Raw genomic sequence first — 19,560 nt, forward strand, 5'->3', positions numbered from 1 at the left:
CCGCCTCGATCGACGACGCGGCGGCCTGGTGCTTCCTGGCCACGCTGACGGCCGTGCACACCGGTTCCGGGGCCGCCGACGCTCTGCCCATGATCGGCTACAGCATCCTGTTCACCGCCGTGATGCTGCTCGGAGTGTCCCGGCTGCTGCGGCCGCTGGCGCGGCACGTCGGCCGACAGGGCACGCTGAGCCCCGGCGTGATGTACGTCGTCGTCATCGTCCCGATCGTCTGCGGATACCTCACCGACCTGATCGGGATCTACTCGGTCTTCGGCGGCTTCATCGCCGGCCTGGCCATGCCCCGTGACCCGCAGTTCCGCCAAGCGCTGCACAGCCGGATGATGGATACCGTCTCCACGCTACTGCTGCCCGTCTTCTTCGCCCTGTCCGGCCTCACCACCGACCTGCGGAGCATTTCGGCCGACACCCTGCTGTTCGGCGTCGCCGCGCTCCTGGCGGGACTCGCGGGCAAATACTTCGGCAGCACCCTGGCTATGAAGACACTCCGCTTCAGTTGGCGCGAGGCATTCGCTGTGGGAGGACTGATGAACGCCCGCGGCATGATGATCATCATCTTCATCAACATCGGCTTGGCGCAGGGCCTGATCACCAAGCCGGTGTTCTCCGTTCTCGTCATGGTCGCCGTCATCACGAGCACCGCGGCCCTGCCGCTGTACCGCCGGGCGCTCCCGAAACACCTGGAGATGCACTCGGCAGCGAAGCGCCCACTCCGGCGCCGGCACCACGCCCCCTGACGACAACCGACATGCACTGATGTGCAAGTACCCGCCGGAGGTCCAGACCCATGGTCGGGTCGAGGACATCCCGGCAGCCACCGGCTGGTGGCGGCCAGAACCAGATAGTGAGCCGCCGGGTGGTGACATATCGTCGGCGTATCGAGAATCGCATACGCCCGGGCAACACCCTGCTACATTGACTGGTGGCATGTCCTTCAACCCCTCCAGCGAACCAATGCGACCTGCAGCCCGGAATCCGGTCGTCAGGCCGATCAGCGCCGCCGAGCATATGGCGTTCGTGCGGGCCCAGCGGTCGGTCAGCTTTCTGCAGACCCCGGCGTGGGGCCGCGTCAAGACCGAGTGGCGCAGCGAGTCCCTCGGCTGGTTCGAGGGGCGGCGCCTGGTTGGTGCTGGGCTCGTACTGCACCGCCCGGTGCCGCGGCTCGACCGCTTCACGCTGGCGTATCTACCCGAGGGCCCGGTCATCGACTGGAGCGGCGAGATCGGTGCTTGGCTCGATCCGCTGGCGATCCATCTCAAGGCCCACGGCGCGTTCGCGATCCGGCTCGGCCCGCCGGTGTGCACACACACCTGGAGCGCCGCCCAGGTCAAGGAGGGCATCGCCGACCCGGGCAGCAAACGGCTCACCGACATCTCCGGCCACTGGGCCGACCCGGTCGGTGCCCGCGTGGCCAGCTGGTTCCGGGACGCCGGCTGGCTGCCGCAGAGCCCGGAGGACGGGTTCGGGGTCGGGCATCCACAGTTCAAGTACGAGATCCCGATGGTAGGCAGGACCGAGGACGAGCTGCTCAGGGGCATGAACCAGCAGTGGCGTCGCAACATCAAGAAGGCGGCTAAGGAGGGCGTCGAGGTCACGGTCAGCGACAGGGGCCCGGAGGACCTCAAGGCGTTTCACGACCTCTACGTCCACACCGCCGAGCGCGACCACTTCACACCCCGGCCGCTGCGCTACTTCGAGACCATGTTCGCGGCGCTGAGTGCCGAGGACCCCGAGCGGATCAAGCTCTACCTGGCCCGCCATCAGGGCGACTTGGCCGCCGCTACTCTCCTGGTCCGCGTCGGCACCCACGCCGTGTACGCCTATGGCGCCTCCTCCACCGCGAAGCGCGAGGTGCGCGGCTCCAACGCCTGCCAGTGGGCGATGATCCGCGACTCGCTCGCGGCCGGCTGCGACGTCTACGATCTGCGTGGCATCACCCCCACCCTCGACGCCGACGACCCGCACGTCGGCCTTGTCCAGTTCAAAGTCGGCACCGGCGGCCAGGCGATGCGGTACATCGGCGAGTGGGACCTGCCGCTGCGACCGATGGTTTACCGGGCCTTCGATCTCTATATGAGGCGGCGCGGACGCTGAACCGCACACACGACTCGATCGGTGCGGCGGTCACGACGACTCCCCGAGCCGGATCGCTGTCGCGGGGCATATCGTGGCCGACTCGCGTACGGCGTCGTGGAGTTCGGAGGGCGGAGTGTCATCGAGGAGTTCGACCATGCCGTCCTCGTCCCGCTGGTCGAAGACGTCGGGGCGAGCATCACGCACTGGCCCGAGGCAACACACCTGGGAACGTCGACCTCAACACGCATCATGGTTCTTCCCTGTTTCTCTGTGTGGGGCCCGTCACCAGATGACGGGTATTTACTCGACGCCGTAGACGATGGAGCCCTGCCTGAAGTCGATCTCCCTCCGGGGCACGGCAATCTTCAGGTCGGGAGGTGCCGGAAGAGCTCGGGCAGGACGATCCGCAGTTCGGTACGGGGCGGGCACTGGAAGGGCCGGGGATGACTCCGTTGCGCGAAGGGGACTTGGGAAGGTCACCTCCGCAACGGAGAAGCTTCGTTGCGTGTGGTTGCGCATCCATCCATCGTCGTCTCGCTACTGTGACCTGCGCACTCACAAGATCCCCGGGGCTTTGCAATCGCCCTGCCTGGCTACCGGCGACTGCGATATTCGCGTTACGCCGACGACACCATGCTCGGTGTCGTTTCGTGGGGTGTAGTTGAGGTACGGGGAGGGGTGTGTGCTGGGGATATCCGGGATTGGTTGAGACCGTGTGAGCGCGGGTTCGCGGGGGCGTAGGCCTGCTGGTCTGGGGATGTCTCTTCTTCGTTGAGATCACCTTGGCGTTCCTCAGATAGCGTCAACTCCTAAAGGACCAAGTGTGTTTTCCCTGGTCACAGCCTTCTGCGTCGACCGCTGGGCAGAAAATGAGAGGGGCTACCGGCGGGGTGCGCGGGACCCGTTCGGGGCGGGGCGGCGGTGGGTTTCGGCGAGGTGGTCCAGGCGGACCTGGTCCAGGGACGCCTTGGTGATGCGTTCGGTGCCGTCGAGGATGCTCGTGATCGCGGCTTGGCGGATCAGCCGGGTCAGGCTCCCGATCCTGCCTGCGGTCCTTTGGTGGAGGTAGGCGGTGTGGCGGGGGAGTGTCCCGGCCCGGTGCGCGCGGAGATCGAGTGCGGCTTCTACGCCCGCGATCAGTTCTCTGAAGGGTTCGCGTGTGCCGAGCCGTGCCGGGAACGCCCCGCATTCCACGAGGGAAGCCCGCCCGGCAAGCTGGGCCCCGCGCACACCGCTGAACAACGCGGTGGTGGTGACGTCGATGCCCGCGTACACGAACGTCGCCCCGATGCGTTCGGTGAGGTCTTTGAGCAGGTCGGTGGTTTCCGCGCCGGTGGTGGTGCGGGGGTTGAGCCGGTGGATCTCGTCGATGAGTACCAGACGCACGCCCGCATGGTTGTAGGTGTGGCAGACGGCGTCGGTGATCTGGGCCTGGGTCATGCGGGCGGTGACGGGGATGCCGAGGTAGCGGGCGAACTCCGTGGCCAGGGCTTTTGCTGTCGCCGCGGGCGGTACCAGGACGTAGGCGACCGGCACCGGCGCAGGAGGCGGCGGCCTGGCTGCGCGAGCTGGTGGCCGGCGGCGAACTCACCGCCGGCGAGGTCCTCGACGAGGCGGCCGACTCCGCGGTGCTGACCGGTCTGCTGGCGCTGCAGGAGGCGCGCATCGCGTCCAATCCGTGCACGGCGGCGGAGCTGTGCCTGAGCGCTGTGCCCCACATCGCGCTCGCGGTCACCCTGGCCAGCGCCGACCTGGACTGAGCGAGACCAGGAAAGAGACCCCCTATGTCAATCATCGGACCCGGCTACGACGACCCCGAGTACGACAACTACGACGGCAGCGCCGGTCCGGGTGCGCGGGTCAGGATTCGGGTCAGACGCACAGCGTTGAGCACCAGGAGGACGACATCGGTCCGCGGCTGCTCCGGCCGCGGCGGCCGTGAGGACCGGTTCTCGTCCAGGGCTGTTCGGTTGGCTGACCAGTGTGGATTCCTGAAGGTGGACGACCGGCTTCAGCGGACCAGGTCGTCCACCCCCGCCCAGCAGACCTCGGGGCAGGGCCGATTCTTGAAACCAGCTCGCCGACGCCCGCTGCCATGGGGTGGCCAGTTGCGGCTCCTCCAGGATCTCGGCGACCTTCCGCGCCAGCCCCGCGACCTGCGGCGGCAGGTAGCCGTCCAGCGAGTCGACGTCGTCACACAGCCTGGCCCTCAGCCCGTGCAGGCACGCCTCGGTGAACAGCTGCTGCTCATCGACCTCGGCCATCAACCCACCCTCGGCATAGCCCTGACCACAGCAATCGTCAAAACCTGTGGGTCGAGGCGTTAGCGTCGCCGAGCGGGGCGTTTGCAGCGGCGCCGGATGTGTTGCCTGAATCCTTCAGAGTCGCGCACTATCCGCGTGCCACAACTGCCGCAACGGCACGTCAGATTGGATTCTCCCCAGCCACCGACGTCTCGACGGTCACGAAGATCCGGTCCAGGTGATGATGGAGTACCTCGATGGCCGACTCCGGACTCCGCTGGCCCACGAGGATGCTGGTGCCCATGGTCGCCGCCATCGCAAGCAGACTGATCGCCTCCGTGCGTGCGTCGATGTCGGGACCGGCCAGGCCTGATGCCTGGGTCTGTTCGAGCAAGCCTGTCAGGGCGTTTTCCGCGGCGTCGGGGTTGTCGAGGAAGGGCTGAGCAGCCAGCGCCTCATTGGTCACGGACAGGATCGAGTAGGAGCTGTAGAGGAGGTGGAAGGTGCGGCTCTCCTCGTCGGTGGGGAGGGACGCCACGAGGATCGCCTCGATAGTCGCGCGGGGGCCCGGGTCCGGGCCGGCGGCAGCCAGGCGGGTGCCCACCCGTGCGGTGAAGCGATCGGTCAGGTGCTGGACCCCGTAGAAAAGCAGCTTCTCCTTGGTCTCGAAGTAGTACTGCACGAGCCGGAGTGACACTCCGGCCTCCGCGGCCACGTCGCGCATGCCGACGGCGTGCAGTCCTCGCCGCCCCGCGACCCGGATGAACGCATCGGCGATCTGGGTGCGCCGCTCCTCGTGATCCACACGCTTTGGCATGTGCCGGTGTCTCCGCCCGTCGGTGGTGGGGTTCGCCGTCCGCTCTCTCCGGACCCCTTCATGGTACCGCCGTACCACCATCATGGTACGGTCGTATTACGAAGAACGGATCTTCCCGGAGGTGCCCCGTGCCCGAGAACACGACCCGTGTGCGCCGCGACGTCGGCCGCTACGTCAACGACACCCTGCGCGACCGCTACTTCGCCGCCAGCGACGTCCTCTACGCGATGGGCGCACCCGTTCGTTCCGAGACGGACGTCGAGACGAGCTTCGGCACCACGCACGTCTACCGGTACGGCCCCTCGGACCCCGCCGCCGAATCCCGCACGCCGGTCGTCCTGATCCACGGCGCGGGCTACTGCTCGGCGATGTGGTACCCCAACACCCCCGCGCTCAGCGGCGAACGGCCCGTCTACGCGCTCGACACCCCAGGTGACGCCGGGCGCAGCGTGCACCGGGAGCCCATGTGGCAGCCCGAGCGTGCCGCCCAGTGGATGGACGAGGCCCTCGACGCGCTCGGCCTGGACCGGGTCCACCTCGTCGGCTCCTCATATGGCGGCTGGCTGGTGCTCAACCAGGCGCACCGCCGACCCGGACGGCTCGCCTCGGTCACCGCCCTCGACCCCGGCGGCCTGGAGAAGGTAGGCCTGCGCTTCTTCGCCTGGGTCTTCGTGAGCCTCTTCGCCAGCTTCGCCCCCAAGGCGCTGCGCCCCCGCCTCGCCTCCTGGCTGGAGCAGCCGGTCATCGCCGTTCCCGAGTTGCGAAAGTGGGTCCAGGTGGGCGCCCGGGCCTTCAGGATCCGCCGCCCCGCACCGCTGCCGCTGGCCGAGGATGCACTGCGCTCCATCCGGACCCCGCTCTACGTCATCATGGGCAAGCGCAGCCTTCTGGTACACCCGCAACGGCAGTTGGAGCGGGTGCCGCGCCTGATCCCCGGGGCCCGTGCCGAGATCATCGCCGCGACGGGCCACGGACCGCAGATCGACCATCCCGACGTGGTCAACGCCCGGATGCTGAGCTTCATGGAGGATGTCGACTCCCTCGACCCGGCCGCAGTCGACGCGTAGGACCTGCGGCTGGGGAACACTGGCGCAGGTGTGGCGGCTGCAGTCAGTGCAGGTGCAGCGGTGGTACGACCAGGACCACGGCGAGGAGACGTGGCCTTGGTGACGGATATCGCCTGCCCCGAATAGGCGAGAGTCGACACCGTTGGCCCGAGAGGCTGGACCCTCCCCGAAGCGGACCGACCTCGAGGCCGCCCGGTACGGTATCCACCGGCTGGGCCTGCTTCACCACCGGTGATCAGCTTTTCACCCCAGTCCCCTGTACCCCGGATCAGCGCTCTGGCCCGGGGTACAGCCGTGTCTCCACCAGCAACGCCGCCTGGTTCGGCACTCTGTGCGCATGACCGACGTCTTTGACCACGCGCCGCAGGTATGGAACGCCGCGCAGCTCCGCGCAGCACTCAAGGACCTGCCCGACGACACCCCCATTCACATTGGTGTCGCTGAAGACCCCGGCGACTTCGGCGGGTACCGCGAATCCGTCCTCGTCGACGCCGACCACGTGGAGAACTGGTGGCCGGCCACTGGCACCACGCCCGAACGGGCAGAGAAGGAGAAGGCGCTCACTCTCTTTGCCGACTGGACGCCCGGAGAGTACGACCTGCTCGACTGAACCTGTGAACCTGAATCCGGCTCTGACCGGAATTGCGTGAAAGCTCAGCCCGGTGACCAACTCCGTTGGTCGCCCAGGGACAGCGGCTCTAATCTGACGAGGTGATGAAACCGGAGGGGAGCCTGGTGCCGCGCCCGAGCGCGCGCGTGGTGTTGCTGGACGACGTCAGTCGGCTACTGCTGTTCTCCGCCCTGAACAAGGGGGACGGTTCCGTCCGGTGGTTCACCCCTGGAGGCGGGCTCAAGCCAGGCGAAAGCCACGAGCAGGCAGCCCTGCGGGAGTTGCAGGAGGAAACCGGGCTGACGAACCTCTCGCTGGGTCCGGAGATTTGGCGAGGGCGTCCGTGGACAGCGGTCCGGGGCAGCGTCGCTTATGAGGTTCGCCAGCGCTACTACATGGCCCGGGTGCCTGCGTTCCAGGTCGATACCTCGGCTTTCGAGGAGATCGAGAAGGCCGCGATCACTGGGCACCGCTGGTGGACCGTAGCGGAACTGGCCGCGACCTCGGATGTATTGCGGCCGGCTGGGCTGCCGAAACTGTTGGCGTCCTTGCTGACCGACGGCCCACCGGACCGACCGATCCCCGTAGACGGCTGAGCGCACGTCCTTACTGATCGTTTCAGAATGAGATCGGTGTGTTGGCTTGGCACTTAGGTGTTGCGTCGGCAGGATCTGCCGGGTGTCTGCTGATCTTGTGCCTGATGACTTGTGGGAGCGCATAGCCCCGCTGCTGCCGGTTCGTCCGCCTCGTCGGCAGCGGTATCCCGGGCGGTTGCCCGCCGATGACCGTGCTGCCCTGCGGGGCATCGTTTACGTGCTGCGCAAGAGTGTGAGCTGGCGGGATGTACCTGCAGAGCTGGTCGGCTGCAGTGGGGTGACGGCCTGGCGGCGCCTGCGGGACTGGACCGAGGCTGGCGTATGGCCCCGCCTGCATGAGGTCCTGCTTGCAGAACTACGCAGAGAAGGTCTGCTGGAGATGGATGACGCTGCGATCGACGGTTCGCACGTCAGAAGCTGTTGTCTTTCCGGACGTGATGGACGTGTTTCCGCTGGTCGGGGATAGGAGTGGTGGGTTCGTGGGAGTGGTGGCCTGTCGGGTCGTCGTTCCCCGGGAGGTCGCGGATGCCGTCGGTTGTTGGACTGCTGGAACAACACGAACTCGCTGCTCGGCGTCGAGTCGACGGGCTGCGGGCGGAGGCCGACCGCATCCAGGCCGAGCTGGCTGCGGCCGAGCTGGAATGGCAGGAGTGGGCGATCGCTCGCAGGCGGGTCGATGCGGTGCTGGCTCCGGTCGGCGGCACCGCCGAAACGGAGGTCCCCGAGGATCCGCGGGACGCGGAGGCGCGGTCAGTGTCTGGGGAGGCGGCGAAGCCGAAGTCGCAGGTGCCGGTGTGGCGTGACGGTCTTTCCTCGGCGGCGCTGTCGGTGGACTACCAGCGCATTCTGCAGGCTCTCGCGGACCGGGCCCGGCTCGGTCAAGGGCCGCTGACCTGCCAGGAGATGGCCGCGGTGTTCGGCGTGGACCCGGTGCCGGCCAAGGTGGAGGCGCTGCGGTCGAAGGCGAAACGTCTGGTCGCGCGCGGCTGACTGGCCGAGCGGCAGCCGGGCCGGTTCACGCTCGCTGCGGGTGTGGCCGGGCCAGGCGGCGGGTCATGAGCAGGGTCATCGACCAGTAGATCATCGCCTCGGCGCTGGTGGTGCGGCGCTCGAAGTCGCGGGCCAGGCGGCGGGTGCGCATCAGATGCGCGAAGAACCGTTCGACGATCCACCGCTTGGGCAGCACCACGAAGCCGCGCATGTCGTCGCTGCGTTTGACGATCGCCAGGACCAGGGCGAGCGTGGCCAGGCAGTGCTCGACGAGGCTGCCGGTGTAGCCGCCGTCGGCCCAGACGCGGGCGAGGCGGTGGTGCGAGTCGGCCACTTGCCTCAGCAGGACGTGGGCGGCAGCGCGGTCGCCGGTGTCCGCGGCGGTGACCATCACGCCCAGCAGCAGGCCGAGGGTGTCGACCACGACGTGCCGCTTGCGCCCGTTGACCAGCTTGCCGCCGTCAAAGCCGCGGCTGTCCACGCCGACGACGGCGTCCGCCTTGACGGACTGCGAGTCGATCACACCCGCACTCGGCTCCGCATCGCGGCCCAGCCTCTCGCGGACCCTGGCACGCAGCCGGTCGTGGAACTCCTTGACCAGCACGTGGTCGCGCCAGCGGCGGAAGAAGGCATACACCCGGTCCCACGGCGGGAAGTCGGCGGGCATCGCCCGCCACTTGATCCCGTTGTCCACGAGATACCGGACCGCGTCCAGCAGCGCGCGGTGGCAGTACCCTTCCGGCCGGCCGCCCCGCCCGCGCATCCAGCCCGGCACCGGCAGCAGCGGCCGGACCTCAGCCCACTCCCCGTCCGTCATGTCCGTCGGGTACCGGCGCTGCCGCGCGGGCCGGTCGGCCGCGTTGCCGTACACGTGCGCGAGGCAATCACACGATGGAGCAGCCGAGTTGGACTGCCCGGCCGTCGGCACGGAAGACTGCGGCATCGGGGCCTCCTGTTGCTCTATGGATTCGACACCCACGAGCTGTTCAGGAGGTCCCGTCTTCATGCCCTGGCCACGGCAGGATCACCCAACCGGGAATCCACGTTCGACCGCCACCGCTCAAGATCGAAAAGACAACAGCTTCTGAGCGGCGGGATCACCATGTGGCGCCCATGAGATCAGGTACCCGATGCGTTCGGCTCTTGGCGGGCCTCGCGCCTGGCCTTCTGGGCGGCGGGCTGGGCGGGCTGGGCGGGGGCAATGAACAAGCCGTCGAGCACCCTGTTCATGAAGTTCATCACGACCAAGAGCTTCATGCCGTTCGTCATCTACCGGATCATTCTGGGCATTTTGCTTTTTGTCCTGGTCGGCGCGGGAGTCCTGAGCCCGCACGCAGGCGAGTCTGCCGGGTGATCCACTCTCCATCCCCTGCCTCCCCCCGTTATGTTTTTCGCGGTCCTGCAAGAGGGCCGCTGGCCTCCGGGCCCGGCATGACTGTGTCCCCCTGTCGAACGGATGACCTGGGGGGTGGTGTCACCGGGCCCGGGAGGTGCCGTCGGAGACGCTGATGAGAGGTCCGGCCACCGCCCGGTCCGGCGCAATGCCGGACAGCTCGCGGGCGGCAGGTCTGCATAACGTGGATGCGCGCGTACGACACCGACGCCGAGGCCGGCACGTTCAACTCCCCTGGAAGGGAACAATGTTCGAAACCGAAGACGTGGGCGTGTTCCTCGGCCTGGACGTCGGCAAGACGGCCCATCACGGCCACGGGCTCACCCCGGCAGGCAAGAAGGTCTTCGACAAGCCCCTGCCCAACAGCGAGCCGAAACTGCGGGCCGTCTTCGACAAACTGGCCGCCAAGTTCGGCACCGTCCTGGTGATCGTGGACCAGCCCGCCTCCATCGGAGCCCTGCCCCTGGCCGTCGCCCGGGACACGGGCTGCAAGGTCGCCTACCTGCCCGGCCTGGCCATGCGCCGGATCGCCGACCTCTACCCCGGCGAGGCCAAAACGGACGCCCGCGACGCCGCCGTCATCGCGGACGCGGCCCGCACCATGCCGCACACCCTGCGAACCCTGGAACTCACCGACGAGATCACCGCCGAGCTGACCGTCCTCGCCGGCTTCGACCAGGACCTCGCGGCCGAGGCCACCCGCACCAGCAACCGGATACGCGGCCTGCTCACCCAGTTCCACCCCTCGCTGGAACGTGTCCTCGGCCCCCGTCTCGACCACCAGGCCGTCACCTGGCTGCTGGAACGCCACGGCTCGCCGGCCGCCCTACGCAAAGCCGGACGCCGCCGCCTCGTCGAGCTCGTCCGCCCCAAGGCCCCGCGCATGGCAGGACGGCTGATCGACGACGTCTTCGACGCCCTGGACGAGCAGACCGTCGTGGTCCCGGGGACCGGCACCCTCGACATCGTCCTGCCCTCCCTGGCCCGCTCGCTCGCCGCCGTCCACGAACAACGCCGGGCCCTGGAAGCCCAGATCAACACCCTGCTGGAGGCCCACCCTAATGGGCAGTGATGCGGGGCACCGCCAGGCCCACCCCGGCCCGTCGACGCCTTGAAAGAGACTGCGGGCCCCGCATCACCCTCGTGACGGTGGTCGGTGCCGGAGAAGCCGCGCACACCCCCAGGGACTTGGATCCCTTGGTCAAGAGTCGGCCTCCGGTGCCGTCCAGCGTCACGAGTCCGTACCCCACCGCATCCAGTCCGATGATCGGATCGTTGAAGTTTGTGGTCCGAGCCGCCCACAGGGGTCACCTCTCACCACGCCTGGAGCCGCCGAGCTCTGGAGCAGACCGAGGGCCCTGTGAGTCGCTGGGGTCACGAACGGCTAATCGGATGCAGGGCCATCGAGCCCTTCCATTAGGGAGACGCGTGCCCCCGCACGGCTGCGACCAGCAGGACACCCCAGACCGAGAGGACGAACACGCCACGATGACCGTCACCTGCGGAATCGACTGGGCCAGCGACCACCACGATGTCGCTCTGATCGACCACGAGGGCACCTTGTTATCCAGGGCCCGAATCAACGACGACCTCGAGGGCCTGCACCAGCTCCTCAGTCTCCTCACCGCTCACGGCGACAGCGCGAACACCCTGATTCCTGTCGCGATCGAGACCTCCCGCGGCCTCCTTGTGGCCTGCCTGCGAGCCACCGGCCGGCCCGTCTACGCGATCAACCCGATGGCCGCCGCACGCTACCGCGACCGGCATACGGTCACCCGCAAGAAGTCCGACCACCTCGACGCCATGGTGCTCGCGAACATCTTGCGCACGGACAAGGCCGCCCACCGGCCGCTGCCCGACGACAGCGAACTCGCCCGCGCTATAGCCGTCCTGGCCCGCGCTCAGCAGGACGCGGTCTGGGACCGCACCCAAGCGGGCAACAAACTCCGCTCCCACCTGCGCGAATGCTTCCCCGGCTTCCTCGCGACCTTCCAGCACAACCGCGAAGGAATCAGCAGCAACGTCGCCCGCGTCCTCCTGGCCGCGGCCCCCACACCCGAACAGGCGGCCAGGCTCACCCGCGTCCAGCTGCGCTCGCTCCTGAAAAGGGCCGGCCGCCAACGCGGCATCGAGGCGGAAGCCGAACGGCTCCGAGACGCACTGCGCATCCCGCAGATGCGCCAGCCTCCGCAGGTCGAGCAGGCCATGGGCCGCCAGGCCATCGCCCTGCTCAGACAACTTGATGCCGCCTGCACCAGTGTCGACGACCTCGCCGAAGCGACGGTGGAGTCTTTTGACACGCACCCGGACGCCGAGGTCATCACCAGCTTTCCAGGGCTCGGGGCTCTCACCGGCGCCCGGGTGCTCGCCGAGATCGGTGACGACCGATCCCGCTTCACCGACGCTAGAGGGCTCAAGGCCTTCGCCGGAGCCGCACCGGTCACCCGGGCGTCCGGCAGGAGCCTCGCGGTCATGGCCCGACGGGTCAAGAACCAGCGTCTGGCCTCGGTCGGCTATGTCTGGGCCTTCGCCAGCCTGACCGCTTCACCCGGAGCCCGGGCCCACTACGACCGGCGGCGAGCCGATGGAGACCGTCACACCGCCGCTCAGCGCAACCTCTTCAACCGCATGCTCGGCTGCCTCCACCACTGCCTTACCAAGCGAACCCGCTATGACGAGCTCGCCGCGTTCCCCGCACCGTCAACCCCACAACTCACCATCGCCGCTTGACAGATCAACTGCATCGGATGTCTCTTTCCCCGGTCCTGACCTCGATGCCCGGAGTCGGCGTCAGGACCGCCGCAGTCCTGCTGACCACCGTCGGCGACGGCACCGGCTTCCCCACCGCCGCCCACCTCGCCTCCTACGCCGGCCTCGCCCCCACCACCAAGCAGTCAGGCATATCGATCCACGGCGAACACGCACCCCGAGGAGGAAACCGGCAGCTCAAACGCGCCATGTTCCTCTCCGCCTTCGCCTGCATGAACGCCGATCCCGTCTCCCGCACCTACTACGACAAACAACGCGCCCGCGGCAAGACCCACACACAGGCCCTCCTCCGCCTCGCACGCCAACGCATCAGCGTCCTGTTCGCCATGCTCCGAGACGGCACCTTCTACGAGCCCCGCGAACCCCGAACCAACACCCCAGCAACCGCATGAACCCCACCCCGGCAAACCACCCCAGAACCGGCACCTTGGGGTTGACGAAGAACATAGAGGCACCCCCCGCCAGAAAGCGAGATTGCTCCGCGTCGTCAGGGCGTGGGGGGCACCGCGTTCGCCGTCGCCGCCGCGCTCCTGGTCCCGGCTGTTCAGGCCGAGGCGACGGCCGCGTGCGCGCCCCGCGCCACCGGCGTGTGCAAGGCCGGCAGCGCGCACCCCGGCGGGTGTCACCGCCCAATGCAAGGACGGGGCCTACAGCTCCTCGAAGACGTTCCGCGGTACTTGCAGCCGCCACGGCGGTGTTCGGTACAGGTACAAGTACAGCTGCTTGGAGACTACTTGGTGCGCGATCGACCTGCTCGGCCACCACGGAGCCGTCCACGTGTGGTGGTGGCACATCACGACACGCGCCTCAGGTTCGCCGAGCGAAGGAGACCGCCCCACTCGCCCTCACCGGCTGCTGTTTCGGGCGAGGGAAACGGGATCGGCCACGAGTCGAGCCAGGCGCCGATGTCCTTGGGTGTCTTGGGATTCGGGCCCGGTTTTCAGTGACCGCCTGCCCCAGGTGCAGCGGACGGTTTCCTGCGCGACGGTGGATGGGGGCCATCTGACTCTCGGGAGAGCCATGATCATCAAAGTGCTGCACGAGAAGGGCCTGAAGTCCGAGCACGCGTACTGCGCCGGCTTCCTTTCCGTCGGTCTGGCCGTTGCCTCGTGGGCCGGGTCGTTGAAAGCGGAGTGCCGGACGGGGCGTGCAGATCACTGGGGCATCTTCGTCGGCGAGTGGGCGCCGACCTTCTTCGCTATCGGTCTGGCCCTCGCCAACTACGAGCACGACGACCAGGAGACCGCATCTGAGGCGTTGCACACCGTGGCCGACTGACAACCGAGCGCGCTGTCGTCGTGATCACCCACCGTGAAGCCCTCGCCCGGGCACTGTCACGTTGACTGACCGGCCTGGGATGATCTTCTGGTTGGTCGTGCTGGGAGGGGGCGTCCGTGGACAGCGCGCCGCCGTCGTACAAGGGGCACCGGTAACCGGTGGAGATCATTGCGCACTGCGTGTGGCTGTACTTCCGTTTCCCGCTGTCGTTCCGCGAGGTCGAGGAGCTGATGCTCGAGCGCGGCGTGATCGTCTCCCACGAGACGGTCCGCCGCTGGTGTACGAAGTTCGGGCAGGCCTACGCCAACGGCCTGGGCCGCCGGCGTGTGCAGCCGGGTGACAAGTGGCACCTGGACGAGGTCTTCCTCAGGATCAACGGTGAGCTGAAGTACCTGTGGCGGGCCGTCGACGCCGATGGCAACGTGCTCGACATTTTGGTCCAGGGCCGAAGGGACAAGGCTGCGGCCAGGCGGTTCTTCCACAAACTGCTCAAGAAGACCTGCTCGGTGCCGAGGGTGATCGTCACCGACAAGCTCCGCTCCTACGGCGCGGCCCACCGCGAGGTCATGCCCTCCGTAGAACACCGCGCCCACAAGGGTCTGAACAACCGGGCCGAGAACAGCCATCAGCCGACGAGGCAGCACGAACGCGCGATGAAGGGCTTCCGCAGTACCGGCGGGGCCCAGCGGTTCCTGTCCGCGTTCAGCGGCATCTCACCGCACTTCCGACCACGCCGCCACCTGATGACCGCCACCCAATACCGCACCGAGATGACCACCCGCTTCACCATCTGGGACGAGATCACCGGCGCCACCGACCAGCCCATCGCAGCGTAAGCCAGGCCCCCACCCGACCCCTACACACCCTGACGCGCCCTCAATCGATCAACACCGCACCAACGTGACAACGCCCCGCTGCGCACTCACCCACCGTCCGAGGTCTTCGCCCTGGACGACGACGTTGCGTTCACGGTTCGCCAGCGGGCCTTTCACGCGCTGGGGCGTACGCTGCGTTCGGCGATGCGGATCAGGGGGCGCTCGGGTACCAGGCGGCTGACGACGCGTGACACCAGGGCATTGCCGGCGCCGTCGACGACGGTCGCCTTGCGTCCGCCGAGCGCCGCGAGTGCTGTGGCGACGACCTGCTGCGGTGTGCGCCGGCTGCCGACCGACGCGTTGTCACCGGCCACGTCGAAGAACGGGGTGTCGGTGGCGCCCGGGCAGATCCCGAGGACGGTCACACCGGTGCCGCGGGTCTCGCCCCAGAGGGAACGCGTGAAGGACAGGACGAATGCCTTCGTCGCGGAGTACACCGCCATGTGCGGCACCGCCTGGAATCCGGCCGTGCTGGCGACGTTGATGACGGTGCCGCGCCCGCGCTCGACCATGCCGGGCAGGAGCCGGGTGGTGTTGCCGACGAGCGTGCCGACGTTGAGCTGCACCTGGGACGCCATGTGGCCGGGGTCGGCCTCGGCGAGGTCGCCGTGGGAAGCGAAGCCGGCGTTGTTGATGAGGATGTCCACCACGACGCCCTGCTTGTCGAGCGTGCGCGCGAGGGTCTCGGAGGAGTCGGGCAGGGAGAGGTCGAGGGCGATGGGTCTGACGGTCACGCCGTGCTTGGTCCGCAGGGTCGAGGCGAGCTCCTCCAGCTTGTCTTTCGAACGGGCGACGAGGACCAGGTCCACACCGCGGGCGGCCAGCTGTCGGGCGAACTCGGCGCCGATCCCTGACGAAGCGCCGGTGACGACGGCCAGCTGGGAGGTGAGAGTGTCCGAGTAGTTCATGTCTGTCTCCATACCGACTTGAAGGTTTTTTTCTTGGCGATGAAAAGGCCGACGTGGCCGACGTGCGTGATGTCCGGCCTGCCCGCGTTCAGTGAGCTTCGATGGTCGCCTCAATGACTTCGGCGAGAGCGCCTGCTGCACGGCGCAGCTCTTCGGGAGTGGCGCGCCCCGTGGCCTCGAGGACGCCCTTCAGCCCGTCGAACGCGCCCACGAATACGGTCGCCAGCACGTGGGCGTCGGCCGGAAGGTGCAGGTCGCCCGCGCGGGCGCCGGCCAGAAGGAGTTCTTCGACCAGGCCGACCCACTCCGCGAGAACGGACACCTGAGCGCGTTCCTGCGGTGACTCGGTGGTGAGCTCGCGGTCGAGCCGCACGACGGACCATCCCGCGGGTTCGGCGATGACGAGGTCCACGAGGACGGGGACGAGTCCGCGTACCTGCGCAGCCGGCCCTCCGAGCCCCTCGAGCTGCCTGCGCACATGCGCAAGCATCCCCTGCTTCTGATCGTCGACGACCGCATGGGCCAGGGCGGCCTTGCTCTTGAAGTGGAAGTACACGGCACCCTTGGTGAGGCCGGTCTCGCTCACCACGTCGTCCATCCGGGCCAGGGCGTACCCCTTGGCATCGAAGACACGGGCGGCGGCGCGCAGAATCTCCCGGCGCGTCGCCGCGCCCTTCGGTGTCAGTTGATCCACTGGCCTTCCCATGCCCCCAATACTAAATACCTTCGAGTCGGTTTTTCAAGTTGATCAAGAGCCGCGTCACCCGGAGGGCCCCGGCCGCGGCGAGCGGCGAACTGGTGTGTTCGGCATGACCGGCCGGATGCAGGTGCCCGATCCGGGAATCGTGGAGGCGGCCCAGACCGCCCTCGACGAGGCCCTGGCGCCGCCCGCTGGTCTCAGCCAAGCGGTTCTGCCCGTCCATGCGCTCCCTGTACGCCGGGCCCAGGCCGCGCACCCTGACGCGGCCGGCGCTAGCGATCGGCTGCTGTCCCGGCTGGGAACAGGCCGGTTTCCCCCACGCGGTCCTGGCCGCCCAGGACCGTGTCCGAGGGGCCGAAAAGCGGCACGGCTGGACCAGTGTCGTGGACAGCGAGGCTGCCGAACTGCTTCCACTACGCCCGCCGGTCATCATGGTCAACCCCGAAGACCTGGCCGAACTGGGCATCGCCGACGGCGATCCGGTGGACCTGGCCAGCGGGCGGCGCAATGGCTGGGAGCGCTGCGCAGAAGGCTATTGCATGGTCGTCTACCCGGCGAGCGGGGCCACGGTCTGGCGCTCTGGGGCCCTGCACAATGAAAAGGGGCTGAAGGGCGAACCAGGCCCGCGTGGGCGGCATAGTGTCGGGGACTTTCGCAGTCATCGGTGTCACGGATCTGGCGGGCGTTCGACCCACAGCCGCACCGCTCGGAGAAGACCTTCAAGCTGTCGACCGATCCGTACGTCGTCGACAAGGTCCACGATGTCGTCGGCCTCTACCTGGACCCGCCGAACGGGCATTGGTGTTCTGTGTGGATGAGTCGGGTCGGACTGGGGCGCGGTGACACCATTTCTGGTGTTCCGTTTCCCCGGCCCGCCCGCCCGCCGAACCGGACGTGCCCGTCTCCGAGCATCCGGCTCTCCACGTGCTCTTGCCGCCGGTTGGCCGACGGCTGCCGGTATTGGCGTCCATGGTGTCGGTATGTTCCGCCTCCGATATCGGTAGCGGACCACCGGAACCTTTTGGGGTTGGATCAGCGAGATCCCGTCTTCGGCCGGCGTTTCCCCGGGAGGAAACGCCGGAACAAGGATGCCCACGGGACACGAGGATGTCGTTTACGCAGCCAGCGGGTCACCCGATGCCAGGAATACTCATCGAGATAGCAGCCACGCAACCGTCGACTTTCGTTGAGACGGTCGAATCGTCATGCCTGTCCGATTCTTTCGGGGACGCCGGTGACGTCCCGTTGGTGTGGTTCAGCTGAACGTGATCGTCAGGTGGAGAGCGCCAGGGTGCGGGATGCGGAGTAGGTGGGCGCGGCGGGTGGCGTCGCGCAGGAACGTGGTGGGGCCGCTGGTGAGGCTGGCGGCGCGTGGGGCATCCCACCGGATCAAGATCGTGGTGTCGCCACGGCGCACGGTAAGGCCGTCCGCGGCAGCCGAAGTCGCGCTGCCGTAGGCCGCCTCCGTGCCGTCGGTGAAGGTCACCTGGTCGGTCGGGTGCAGCACGAGCGGGATCAGTTCGCTCGCCGCCGAGCCGGCGGTCACGACGCGACGCACGGACTGCTGGGCGACAGTGACGTCGGTGGTGACCGCGGAGTCGGGGGTGCGATACTGGATGCAGAAGGGTTCGCCGGGGGAGAGGTCGCCGCCGGTCCAGGGCCGTGCGGTGGGCGCACCGGTGAAGTACTCGGCCGTCAGGTCGCTGTTGGCGTCGAGCCGGCCGCCGTCGAGCTCGGTGGCCCAGGAGTCGCCGTTGTTGAGTGAGTACACGACCATGCCTGCGTCGGGGTGCCACAGGAAGGTGAGGCCGGAGCGGACGAGGCTGGTGGCTCGGGTGCCGAAGAAGGTTCCCAGGTAGAGGCTGGGGCGCCGGATGAAGAGGAAGTCCTGTTTGGCGTCACGGCGGAGTTCGACGAAGTTGTCCTGCCTCAGGTACGGCAGATCGGAGATCGCGTCGTTCTTCTCTGCACGGGTCGGGGACCCATCGCCGTAAGGGACGTGCGCGATGACGCGCGGGGAGGTCTTGCCGCGCTCCAGCACCGGCACGGGATTCGGATCCGCCGCCCAGGCGGCGCGTGCGTCCGCCCGGTCCTCACGGGCGGTGAAGAACGCCGCGAGCTCGGGTGTTTCAGGCACGAAGAGCGAGCCGAGGTGCGTGCGGTCGGGCTCCAGCATGACCCCGTCGTACGAGAGGGAGCTGGTGCGGGCGGAGGCGGCGACGTTGGTGAAGTAGCCCGATCCATCGGGCTCCCACACCAGGTTGTAGCCGAGCCAGGGGGCGAATTTGCGGGCCATGGAGAGCATGGCCGGATCGCCGGTGAGGTGATAGAGCTCGGCCATGTCCGGCAGCATGACATCGAAGTTGTAGCCGACATCCATGCCGCGTGGTTCGTAGAAGAAACCTTGTGGGCTCTGACCGCGGTCTGCGATGAAGGTGATGCGTTCTGCCAGCCGTGTCTGCAAAGCGGCATCGGGGTCCAGTTGCAGACTCAGAGTCGCGCCTGCGAGGCCGGCGATGTAGTGGTTGGTGTATCTCAGGGGGTTCTGCCAGACGGTGGTGTTGCCGGGGTCGAGGAACCACACCATCGCTCTGTGCACGGCGGTCCGGATCTCGGTCTGCCGCTCGGGCAGGGCCCCGGCCGTGCGCAGAACCTGCAGCGTCTTGCTCAGATACCCGAGTCCGAAACCGGTGGCCGCTCTGGAATATTCGGTGGGGCGGTACTCCGGCCATGAGCCGTTGTCGTGCTGCAGGCGCAGATAGTGCTGGAGCGCTGCGTCGAGGCGGGCCAGCAGTGCCGGGTCACCGGCGTACGGGTTCCAGGGCCGGGAGTTGGCGTAGAACCAGCTCAGCGTGTACACGTGCTCCTGGATCCGGGCGTTGTACGGCTCGTCCGGCGTGCGCCACCAGCCGCCCTTGAACCAGCCGTATGTGGCCGGGTCGGCATCCTCGATGTCGTTTGCCATCGGCGCGAGGGTCACCAGGTACGGCGCGTACCGCTGCTCCTCGGGGGCGAACAGCGTGCGGTCGGGGAGTCCCGGGGGCAGCGGGTCGAGGAGCCGCAGGGCGGTCGTCCCCTCGGTGGCGCCGGCGGGGCGGGCGGGCAGCGCGGTCAGCAGCGCTGCGGCGCCGGCAGCTCCGAGCAGCGCGCGGCGGCTGAGGCCGGGGAGTCCGGGCGCGGTGTGGATAGGTCTGTCGGTCGGGTGTCGCACTGGTGTCTC

General features: G+C 68.1%; 17 protein-coding genes and 10 pseudogenes. 17 read left to right on the forward strand and 10 right to left on the reverse strand.

Going from position 1 to position 19,560, the window contains the following annotated elements; all coding sequences use genetic code 11:
- Nucleotides 1-8: 8 nt before the first annotated feature.
- Together OG978_RS46475 and OG978_RS46480 are read left to right on the forward strand one after the other, a co-directional pair.
- On the forward strand, nucleotides 9-755 hold the full coding sequence (locus OG978_RS46475; RefSeq protein ID WP_326770304.1) for a cation:proton antiporter: 747 nt from the start codon (nucleotides 9-11) through the stop codon (nucleotides 753-755).
- A gap of 217 nt (nucleotides 756-972) precedes the next feature.
- A complete protein-coding gene (locus tag OG978_RS46480; protein ID WP_442817634.1) occupies nucleotides 973-2,112 on the forward strand; it encodes a lipid II:glycine glycyltransferase FemX in 1,140 nt (379 codons plus the stop codon).
- A gap of 30 nt (nucleotides 2,113-2,142) precedes the next feature.
- Here OG978_RS46480 and OG978_RS46485 read toward each other — a convergent pair.
- Together OG978_RS46485 and OG978_RS46490 are read right to left on the reverse strand one after the other, a co-directional pair.
- Nucleotides 2,143-2,342, reverse strand: a pseudogene (locus OG978_RS46485) (ferredoxin).
- A gap of 631 nt (nucleotides 2,343-2,973) precedes the next feature.
- A pseudogene (locus OG978_RS46490) lies at nucleotides 2,974-3,633 on the reverse strand (TniB family NTP-binding protein); the annotation flags it as partial.
- Between the two features lie 32 nt (nucleotides 3,634-3,665).
- Here OG978_RS46490 and OG978_RS46495 point away from each other — a divergent pair.
- Entirely contained in the window at nucleotides 3,666-3,854 is a 189-nt protein-coding gene (locus tag OG978_RS46495) for a hypothetical protein (protein WP_326763357.1), read from the forward strand.
- A 27-nt stretch (nucleotides 3,855-3,881) separates the two neighbouring features.
- Here OG978_RS46495 and OG978_RS46500 read toward each other — a convergent pair whose 3' ends face one another.
- Nucleotides 3,882-4,358, reverse strand: a complete 477-nt coding sequence (locus tag OG978_RS46500) for a hypothetical protein (protein WP_326763356.1) — start codon at nucleotides 4,356-4,358, stop codon at nucleotides 3,882-3,884.
- Nucleotides 4,359-4,518: 160 nt separating this feature from the next.
- Nucleotides 4,519-5,154, reverse strand: coding sequence for a TetR/AcrR family transcriptional regulator (locus OG978_RS46505; RefSeq protein WP_326763355.1), 636 nt, complete (start codon nucleotides 5,152-5,154; stop codon nucleotides 4,519-4,521).
- 128 nt (nucleotides 5,155-5,282) lie between these two features.
- On the opposite strand from OG978_RS46505, the gene OG978_RS46510 reads away from it, so the two are divergent.
- The 5 genes and pseudogenes from OG978_RS46510 to OG978_RS46530 all read left to right on the forward strand — a co-directional run bounded on the left by OG978_RS46510 (nucleotide 5,283) and on the right by OG978_RS46530 (nucleotide 8,486).
- Nucleotides 5,283-6,221: an alpha/beta fold hydrolase gene (locus OG978_RS46510; RefSeq protein WP_326763354.1), complete on the forward strand. Its 939-nt coding sequence runs from the start codon at nucleotides 5,283-5,285 to the stop codon at nucleotides 6,219-6,221.
- A gap of 337 nt (nucleotides 6,222-6,558) precedes the next feature.
- A complete protein-coding gene (locus OG978_RS46515) occupies nucleotides 6,559-6,831 on the forward strand; it encodes a DUF6225 family protein (RefSeq protein ID WP_326763353.1) in 273 nt (90 codons plus the stop codon).
- 104 nt (nucleotides 6,832-6,935) lie between these two features.
- Complete coding sequence (locus OG978_RS46520) at nucleotides 6,936-7,427, forward strand: NUDIX hydrolase (protein ID WP_326769886.1); 492 nt, start codon at nucleotides 6,936-6,938, stop codon at nucleotides 7,425-7,427.
- Between the two features lie 82 nt (nucleotides 7,428-7,509).
- Nucleotides 7,510-7,890 (forward strand): annotated as a pseudogene (locus OG978_RS46525) (transposase); the annotation flags it as partial.
- Between the two features lie 62 nt (nucleotides 7,891-7,952).
- Nucleotides 7,953-8,486 (forward strand): annotated as a pseudogene (locus tag OG978_RS46530) (hypothetical protein).
- On the opposite strand, the gene OG978_RS46535 reads toward OG978_RS46530, so the two are convergent.
- Nucleotides 8,443-9,360, reverse strand: a complete 918-nt coding sequence (locus OG978_RS46535) for an IS5 family transposase (RefSeq protein ID WP_326763352.1) — start codon at nucleotides 9,358-9,360, stop codon at nucleotides 8,443-8,445. The pseudogene OG978_RS46530 and the gene OG978_RS46535 overlap by 44 nt on opposite strands.
- A gap of 176 nt (nucleotides 9,361-9,536) precedes the next feature.
- On the reverse strand, nucleotides 9,537-9,686 hold the full coding sequence (locus tag OG978_RS46540; RefSeq protein WP_326770308.1) for a hypothetical protein: 150 nt from the start codon (nucleotides 9,684-9,686) through the stop codon (nucleotides 9,537-9,539).
- Between OG978_RS46540 and OG978_RS46545 the strand changes: the two are divergent.
- From OG978_RS46545 to OG978_RS46570, 7 genes and pseudogenes are all read left to right on the forward strand, one after another.
- Nucleotides 9,643-9,771, forward strand: a pseudogene (locus OG978_RS46545) (undecaprenyl-diphosphatase); the annotation flags it as partial. The gene OG978_RS46540 and the pseudogene OG978_RS46545 overlap by 44 nt on opposite strands.
- 286 nt (nucleotides 9,772-10,057) lie before the next feature.
- A pseudogene (locus OG978_RS46550) lies at nucleotides 10,058-10,870 on the forward strand (IS110 family transposase); the annotation flags it as partial.
- Nucleotides 10,871-11,298: 428 nt separating this feature from the next.
- The gene (locus tag OG978_RS46555) at nucleotides 11,299-12,540 is read left to right on the forward strand and encodes an IS110 family transposase (protein WP_326769885.1); all 1,242 of its coding nucleotides are present in this window, start codon (nucleotides 11,299-11,301) and stop codon (nucleotides 12,538-12,540) included.
- A gap of 23 nt (nucleotides 12,541-12,563) precedes the next feature.
- Nucleotides 12,564-12,971, forward strand: a pseudogene (locus OG978_RS46560) (transposase); the annotation flags it as partial.
- A gap of 82 nt (nucleotides 12,972-13,053) precedes the next feature.
- A pseudogene (locus OG978_RS48770) lies at nucleotides 13,054-13,266 on the forward strand (DUF3761 domain-containing protein); the annotation flags it as partial.
- Between the two features lie 333 nt (nucleotides 13,267-13,599).
- The gene (locus OG978_RS46565) at nucleotides 13,600-13,857 is read left to right on the forward strand and encodes a hypothetical protein (protein WP_326769884.1); all 258 of its coding nucleotides are present in this window, start codon (nucleotides 13,600-13,602) and stop codon (nucleotides 13,855-13,857) included.
- 158 nt (nucleotides 13,858-14,015) lie between these two features.
- Nucleotides 14,016-14,693, forward strand: coding sequence for an IS6 family transposase (locus OG978_RS46570; protein ID WP_326763351.1), 678 nt, complete (start codon nucleotides 14,016-14,018; stop codon nucleotides 14,691-14,693).
- Between the two features lie 152 nt (nucleotides 14,694-14,845).
- Here OG978_RS46570 and OG978_RS46575 read toward each other — a convergent pair whose 3' ends face one another.
- From OG978_RS46575 to OG978_RS46585, 3 genes are all read right to left on the reverse strand, one after another.
- Nucleotides 14,846-15,640, reverse strand: a complete 795-nt coding sequence (locus tag OG978_RS46575) for an SDR family NAD(P)-dependent oxidoreductase (protein ID WP_326763350.1) — start codon at nucleotides 15,638-15,640, stop codon at nucleotides 14,846-14,848.
- Between the two features lie 88 nt (nucleotides 15,641-15,728).
- Nucleotides 15,729-16,346, reverse strand: coding sequence for a TetR/AcrR family transcriptional regulator (locus OG978_RS46580; RefSeq protein ID WP_326763349.1), 618 nt, complete (start codon nucleotides 16,344-16,346; stop codon nucleotides 15,729-15,731).
- Nucleotides 16,347-16,356: 10 nt separating this feature from the next.
- On the reverse strand, nucleotides 16,357-16,563 hold the full coding sequence (locus OG978_RS46585; RefSeq protein ID WP_326763348.1) for a hypothetical protein: 207 nt from the start codon (nucleotides 16,561-16,563) through the stop codon (nucleotides 16,357-16,359).
- Between OG978_RS46585 and OG978_RS46590 the strand changes: the two are divergent.
- Both OG978_RS46590 and OG978_RS46595 read left to right on the forward strand, forming a co-directional pair.
- Nucleotides 16,562-16,831: pseudogene (locus OG978_RS46590) on the forward strand (hypothetical protein); the annotation flags it as partial. The gene OG978_RS46585 and the pseudogene OG978_RS46590 sit on opposite strands and share 2 nt — an antisense overlap.
- A gap of 155 nt (nucleotides 16,832-16,986) precedes the next feature.
- Nucleotides 16,987-17,177, forward strand: a pseudogene (locus OG978_RS46595) (IS630 family transposase); the annotation flags it as partial.
- Nucleotides 17,178-17,595: 418 nt separating this feature from the next.
- Here OG978_RS46595 and OG978_RS46600 read toward each other — a convergent pair.
- Nucleotides 17,596-19,551 carry a hypothetical protein gene (locus tag OG978_RS46600; RefSeq protein ID WP_326763347.1) on the reverse strand — a complete coding sequence of 652 codons (1,956 nt, stop codon included), beginning with the start codon at nucleotides 19,549-19,551 and terminating at the stop codon, nucleotides 17,596-17,598.
- Nucleotides 19,552-19,560 lie beyond the last annotated feature (9 nt).

This window comes from Streptomyces sp. NBC_01591 (assembly GCF_035918155.1).
Classification (GTDB): domain Bacteria; phylum Actinomycetota; class Actinomycetes; order Streptomycetales; family Streptomycetaceae; genus Streptomyces.

Excerpts from the sequence above, each read along its gene's own strand:
- OG978_RS46480 (WP_442817634.1), top strand. The coding sequence starts at position 973 with ATGCGACCTGCAGCCCGGAATCCGGTCGTCAGGCCGATCAGCGCCGCC.
- OG978_RS46500 (WP_326763356.1), bottom strand. The coding sequence starts at position 4,358 with ATGGCCGAGGTCGATGAGCAGCAGCTGTTCACCGAGGCGTGCCTGCAC.
- OG978_RS46505 (WP_326763355.1), bottom strand. The coding sequence starts at position 5,154 with ATGCCAAAGCGTGTGGATCACGAGGAGCGGCGCACCCAGATCGCCGAT.
- OG978_RS46515 (WP_326763353.1), top strand. The coding sequence starts at position 6,559 with ATGACCGACGTCTTTGACCACGCGCCGCAGGTATGGAACGCCGCGCAG.
- OG978_RS46520 (WP_326769886.1), top strand. The coding sequence starts at position 6,936 with ATGAAACCGGAGGGGAGCCTGGTGCCGCGCCCGAGCGCGCGCGTGGTG.
- OG978_RS46535 (WP_326763352.1), bottom strand. The coding sequence starts at position 9,360 with ATGCCGCAGTCTTCCGTGCCGACGGCCGGGCAGTCCAACTCGGCTGCT.
- OG978_RS46540 (WP_326770308.1), bottom strand. The coding sequence starts at position 9,686 with ATGACGAACGGCATGAAGCTCTTGGTCGTGATGAACTTCATGAACAGG.
- OG978_RS46555 (WP_326769885.1), top strand. The coding sequence starts at position 11,299 with ATGACCGTCACCTGCGGAATCGACTGGGCCAGCGACCACCACGATGTC.
- OG978_RS46565 (WP_326769884.1), top strand. The coding sequence starts at position 13,600 with ATGATCATCAAAGTGCTGCACGAGAAGGGCCTGAAGTCCGAGCACGCG.
- OG978_RS46575 (WP_326763350.1), bottom strand. The coding sequence starts at position 15,640 with ATGAACTACTCGGACACTCTCACCTCCCAGCTGGCCGTCGTCACCGGC.
- OG978_RS46580 (WP_326763349.1), bottom strand. The coding sequence starts at position 16,346 with ATGGGAAGGCCAGTGGATCAACTGACACCGAAGGGCGCGGCGACGCGC.
- OG978_RS46585 (WP_326763348.1), bottom strand. The coding sequence starts at position 16,563 with ATGGACGGGCAGAACCGCTTGGCTGAGACCAGCGGGCGGCGCCAGGGC.